Source organism: Streptomyces mutomycini, from assembly GCF_001700505.1.
GTDB classification, from domain to species: Bacteria; Actinomycetota; Actinomycetes; order Streptomycetales; family Streptomycetaceae; genus Streptomyces; species Streptomyces mutomycini.
Genome location: NZ_MAPV01000208.1, coordinates 1 through 5,427, shown reverse-complemented (window position 1 = coordinate 5,427; position 5,427 = coordinate 1). Strand labels below are relative to the sequence as shown.

Sequence of the window (5,427 nt, the reverse complement as noted above, 5' to 3'; positions counted from 1 at the left end):
ACGGCGGCAGCTGGCCGGCCGGCCGGCCAGCTGCCGCCGTGCGAGCCCGCTGAGTGTGGTGTGCGGGCCGAGCTCCAGAAGCGTGCCCGCGGATGTGTGCGACGTGCCGAGCTCCTGCAGCGCGTCGGCGAACCTCACCGGCTCACGTCCCTGCCGCAGGAGATGCGCGGTGTCCGGGAGCCAGCCCGGAGGGCGGGTCCGCCCGTCCACGGCGCTCACGAACGGCACCACGCACGGCCTGAGTTCGACCTCTGCGCACAGTTCGCGGAGCCCCGCCGACATGGGTTCCATCAGCGCCGTGTGGAACGCGTGCCGCACCGGAAGCGGCCGGGCGTCGATCCCGCGCCCTGACAGGAGTGCCGTGAGGCGTTCCACCGCGGCGGACGCTCCCGCGAGCACCTGGCTGCGCGCGCCGTTGACGACGGCGAGTTCCACGCCGGGCACCTCGGCGGCCAGCTCCCTCGCCGCACGCTCGTCCATCGGCACCGCGACCATCGCCCCCGGCTCACAGTGGTCGCGCATCAGCCTGCCGCGCCCGGCCGTCAGGCGCAGCCCGTCCTCGACGGAGAGCGCCCCGGCCGCGTGCAGCGCCGCGTACTCGCCGACGCTGTGCCCCGCCACCACGCTCGGCGTGATCCCGGCCGCGCGCCACAGCCGCACGAGCGCGCACTGCAGGGCGAAGAGCGCCGGCTGCGCCAGTTCGGTGGGCCAGAGCAGCTCGGCCCCCGGCTCGTCCTCGTCCGCGAGGAGCGGGGTGAGGAGGCTGTCACCGCCGGTGAGTCCGGCGTACTGCCGCTCGCAGGCGTCGAGGACGTCGCGTACGACGGGGAACCGCTCGTACAGCAGTCGTGCCACGCCCCGGTACAGGGTGCCCTGCCCCGTGAAGAGGAACCCGGTGCCGGCTTCGTCCGTGCCGCCCCCGCCCTGCCGCGGATCCGCGAGCCAGGAGTCGAGGGCGCCCGTGAGCGCGGCCACGGTGTCGCCCCGCACCGCGAGGCGGTGCCTGCGGTGGGCGCGGCCGAGCGCGAGCGTCGTCACGAGGTCCGCGTGCCGGGTGCCGGGGTGGGCCCGCAGGTGGTCGCGGAGGGCCAGGGCGTTGTCGGCGAGCGCCGCTTCCGTGTGGCCCGCGACCACCAGGACACCCGGCGGCTCCGGCGCCACGGCCGGGCGGGGCGCGGGCTCAGGGGCCTCCTCGAGGACGACGTGGACGTTGGTCCCGCCGACGCCGAAGGAGCTGACCCCGGCCCTGCGCGGGCCGTCCCCCCGTGGCCAGGGGCGTGCCGAGTCCGGGATGTAGAAGGGGCTCGCCGCGAGATCGAGGGCAGGGTTGGGCCGGCGGAAGTTGGCCATCGGCGGGACGACACCGTGCCGGAGCACGAGCAGCGCCTTGATCATGCCGGCCAGGCCCGAAAGGACGTCGAGGTGACCGATGTTGGCCTTGACCGAGCCCAGGGCGCAGTAGCCGGTGCGGGCGGTGTCGGCGCGGTACGCGGAGGTGGCGCCCTCGAACTCGATCGGATCACCTTTGAACGTGCCCGTCCCGTGGGTCTCCAGATAGCCGATGCTGCCCGCGTCGACCCCAGCCCTGCGCAGTGCCCGCCGGATGGCGCCGCGCTGGCCGTCGGCGCTCGGCGCCGCGAACGTCCGCTTGTCCGCGCCGTCGTTGTTGGCTCCCCAGCCGCGGATGACACCGTGGATGTGGTCGCCGTCCGCGAGGGCCCGGTCGAGGCGCTTGAGCACGACGGCCGCGACGCCCGTGCCGCCGACGGTCCCGTCCGCGTCGGCGTCGAAGGGCCGCAGACAGCCGCTCCGGGAGAGGATGGACCCCTTGACGTACTGGTAGCCGAGGACCTGCGGCACGTGTACGGCGGCAGCACCCGCGACAGCGATGTCACACTCGCCATAGGCCACGGACTGCGCGGCCTGGTACACCGCTGTCAGCGAACTGGAGCACGCCGTCTGGACGTTGACGGCCGGGCCCGTCAGGCCGAGTCGGTAGGCGGCGCGGTTGGCGGTGAAGTCGGTGAAGTTGCCGATGGTGACCTGCAGTCCGGCCACCCAGTCCGCCACGCCTTCGCGCAGGACGTTGTTCCGCAGGTAGCTCTGGAGGGAGTACAGGTGGTAGCCGGTGCTGGCGTAGACGCCCACCTCGTGGCCGCCGGTCTCCCTCGCGCCGCCCGCATACCCGGCGTCCTCCAGGGCGTGGTGCACGCACTCCAGGAACAGCCGGTGCTGGGGGTCGGTGATGCGGGCCTCGTGGGCGCTCATCCCGAAGAAGCTCGCGTCGAACCCCGCGATGTCTTCGAGGACCCCGCTCGCCCCGACGAAATCGTCGGCGCGGTACTGCGCCTCGGTCAGGCCCGCCGCGGCCAGTTCGGCCTCGGTGAATCGGCGGATACGGTCGGCGCCCTCATGGATGGTGCGCCAGAACTCCTCCGGGGTGTCCGCGCCGGGCAGCCGGAAGGACATCCCGATGACGGCCACGGGTTCGGGTGCGGGGACGGTTCCGGGTGCTGCTGTGGCTCCGGGGGCTGCGGTCATCGTGCGTCGGCCTCACTCTCCACCGGCGACGTGTCCCGTCGTGCGGCGTCGTGCTGTGACGTGTCCTGGCGTAAGGGGTCCCGCTGTACCGGGGGCGTGGCCGCGGTTCTTCGGCCGTGCCGCACGAGGACGACGAAGAGGACGACGCAGAGCACGATCGCCAGGCCGTGCAGCAGGCCCACCACGTGGATCGGGGAGTACCGGTCCAGGAGGGCGCCGCTGACCAGCATCCCGAGGCCGAAGCCGGTGTTCTCGACCGAGGCGGACAGACCGAAGAGCCGGCCGCGCTGCTCGTCGGGCGCCGCCTGGAGCCGGGTGACGTAGGCGATCTCGGTGAGGCCGTCGGCCATGCCCGCCACCAGGGCGGCCGCGACGGCGACGCCCGTGGGGAGCCCCGCGAAGACCACGATGAACGCTGCCGACATCACGCAGGCCCCGATCACGAAGGCCCGCTCTCCCGGCTCCCGCCGCCCCTCGCGTCCCGCACGGCGACCGCACACCTGCTGCATGACGATGTTGCCGACGGCCCAGGTCGCCCAGAACTGGCTGACGAACGTGGCCGGATGGGACGGGTCGAGCGCGCTGGAGTAGACCGGCAGGGCCACGTTGTGCGACGAGGACCCGAGGCCGTCGGCGGCCCTGACCACCATCATGACCGCGAGCGCGGGAGCCGCACGCAGCAGGACCAGTGACCCGGCCCGGCGCCGCAGCTCCCGCTCGGTGACCTTGTCGGCCGCCGCCTCGCTGTCACTCTTGTCGGCCTTCTCCGGTCGTGTGCGGATCGGCAGCGCCAGCAGCACGCTCGCCGACACGGCGAACGAGGCGGCGTCGAGAGAGATGGCGGCGACGTACCCCAGCTCGGCGACGACGACACCCGCGGACGCGAACCCGGCGATCATCGCCAGCGAACGCCCGGTCGCAAGTGCTGCGTTGGCACGCAGCCGCAGGTCGGAACCGACGATCTCCGGGATGCTGCTGCGCAGGGAGACGCCCGACAGCGTCGAGCAGAAGCCGGTCACGACGGCCAGTACGTACAGAAGCCCCGCTCGTCCGCCGTCGGGCACGATCAGCAGCACCACCATGGCGAGGCACTGAGTGAGGTCGGCGCCGACCATCAACTTCTTGCGGTCGTACGCCGAGACCAGCCGACCGCTCACGAAGCCGGACAAGACGCCGGTCAGCAGACGTACGGCCATGAAGACACCGGCGGCCAGCGCGCTGTCCGTGACGTCGTAGATGAAGACGTTGAGCGCGACCATGTTCAGATAACTGCCGTACGCCGAAAAGCCGTTGCCCAGTACGAGCAGGCGAAAGCGCCTCAAGCGTGCCCCCTGATCAGCCGCATTCCGTCACTCGCCGTCGAGCGGCTCTGCCGAACCGGCATGCACACGCCCCGAAGCGCGCCCCACAGCCTTTGAATCGGTGACTCTACAACGCCAACAGGGCTCGAAAGAAAGGGGGTTGGCTTGTCCTGCGGCCTTCGGCCGCCGGTCGGTTCAGTGGGTGTCCACCGTCCGCACCCCTCGCGCACCGATCATGCCCAGTGAGTCGATCGCGGCCGGGGACAGCTTCGAGTGCTCCAGGCCGGACAGGGGCATCCAGGTGACAGCGCAGGTGGAGTCGTCGGTCTTGGTGACCATGAGGGGGCCGGGCTTGAGGTCGACGAGGTAGAAGAGCCCCACCAGATTCCAGCTCACCCCGAGCCGGTGGGCCGCGTACGACCGCGCGTCCACCAGGTGTGCGTCGTGGAGTTCCAGGCCGGTCTCCTCGTACAGCTCGCGTTCCAGCGCCTCCATCGGTTGCTCGCCCGGATCGATTCCTCCGCCGGGCAGATGCCACAAGCCTGGCGTGAACACCGGAGAGGCATCCGAGAGCTGCGTCAACAGCAGGCTGTCCTCCGTGGCGGCGATGGCATACGCCGATACACGCGGACGCACGTGTTCCCCCACTGTGCCCCTCCAGACGTCGAGTTCCACGGCTCCGACCCGGCCGTACGGAACAATCTAAGGCTTGTCCCGCAGCGATCACATGAGGACGCGAACGCCGTTGCACTGTGGGCGCGTTCACTCATCCGGAAGAACAGAAGCATCACCCTGACCGCCGACAACGACAAGAAGAAGGTCGGCGTCAAGGTCACCAAAATGGCCAAGAATGACCCGCCGAAGCTGAACCTGGACCTGGTGTCGGGTTGCTACAAGGTCCCGGACGGCGAAAAGGCCGAACGCTCCTGAGAGGCCGTACGTCGTAGCGACCCTCAGCGATCACGCTTCAGGGTGCCGGGCCGTTTCCACGCTACGCCCGGCAACGGGAGGGCCCGGACGCCAGGTCGGCGGACGAACCGCTCGGGGCCCCTTGCCTCAGCACTCGATGATGTTCACCGCGAGCCCGCCGCGCGCCGTCTCCTTGTATTTGACGGACATGTCCGCACCCGTCTCCTTCATGGTCTTGATGACCTTGTCGAGGGAGACCTTGTGGCTGCCGTCGCCCCGCAGCGCCATCTTCGCCGCCGTGACCGCCTTCACCGCCGCCATTCCGTTGCGCTCGATGCAGGGGATCTGGACGAGGCCGCCGACCGGGTCGCAGGTGAGGCCCAGGTTGTGCTCCATGCCGATCTCGGCGGCGTTCTCCACCTGCTCGGGGGAGCCGCCCAGGACCTCGGCGAGGGCGCCCGCTGCCATGGAGCAGGCGGAGCCGACCTCGCCCTGGCAGCCGACCTCGGCGCCGGAGATGGAGGCGTTCTCTTTGAAGAGCATGCCGATCGCGCCCGCTGCCAGCAGGAAGCGGACGACGCCGTCGTCCTTCTCGGCCTCGGTGCAGCCGTGCGCCGCGAAGTTCATCCAGTAGTGCAGGACGGCGGGGATGATGCCCGCCGTCCTGCACTACTGG

4 protein-coding genes and 1 pseudogene are annotated in these 5,427 nt (G+C 71.0%); 1 reads left to right on the top strand and 4 read right to left on the bottom strand.

Going from position 1 to position 5,427, the window contains the following annotated elements; all coding sequences use genetic code 11:
- The 3 genes from BFF76_RS26410 to BFF76_RS26400 all read right to left on the bottom strand — a co-directional run.
- Positions 1-2,541 (bottom strand): type I polyketide synthase (locus BFF76_RS26410; RefSeq protein ID WP_079122495.1); only part of this gene is annotated, 2,541 nt, incomplete at its 3' end.
- On the bottom strand, positions 2,538-3,863 hold the full coding sequence (locus BFF76_RS26405; protein ID WP_079122494.1) for an MFS transporter: 1,326 nt from the start codon (positions 3,861-3,863) through the stop codon (positions 2,538-2,540). The genes BFF76_RS26410 and BFF76_RS26405, both read right to left, overlap by 4 nt.
- 174 nt (positions 3,864-4,037) lie before the next feature.
- The gene (locus BFF76_RS26400) at positions 4,038-4,478 is read right to left on the bottom strand and encodes an NUDIX hydrolase (RefSeq protein WP_234351835.1); all 441 of its coding nucleotides are present in this window, start codon (positions 4,476-4,478) and stop codon (positions 4,038-4,040) included.
- Between BFF76_RS26400 and BFF76_RS32755 the strand changes: the two genes are divergently transcribed.
- Positions 4,479-4,772: a hypothetical protein gene (locus tag BFF76_RS32755; RefSeq protein WP_141695662.1), complete on the top strand. Its 294-nt coding sequence runs from the start codon at positions 4,479-4,481 to the stop codon at positions 4,770-4,772.
- A gap of 126 nt (positions 4,773-4,898) precedes the next feature.
- Here BFF76_RS32755 and BFF76_RS26395 read toward each other — a convergent pair.
- Positions 4,899-5,411 (bottom strand): annotated as a pseudogene (locus BFF76_RS26395) (L-serine ammonia-lyase, iron-sulfur-dependent, subunit alpha); the annotation flags it as partial.
- Positions 5,412-5,427 lie beyond the last annotated feature (16 nt).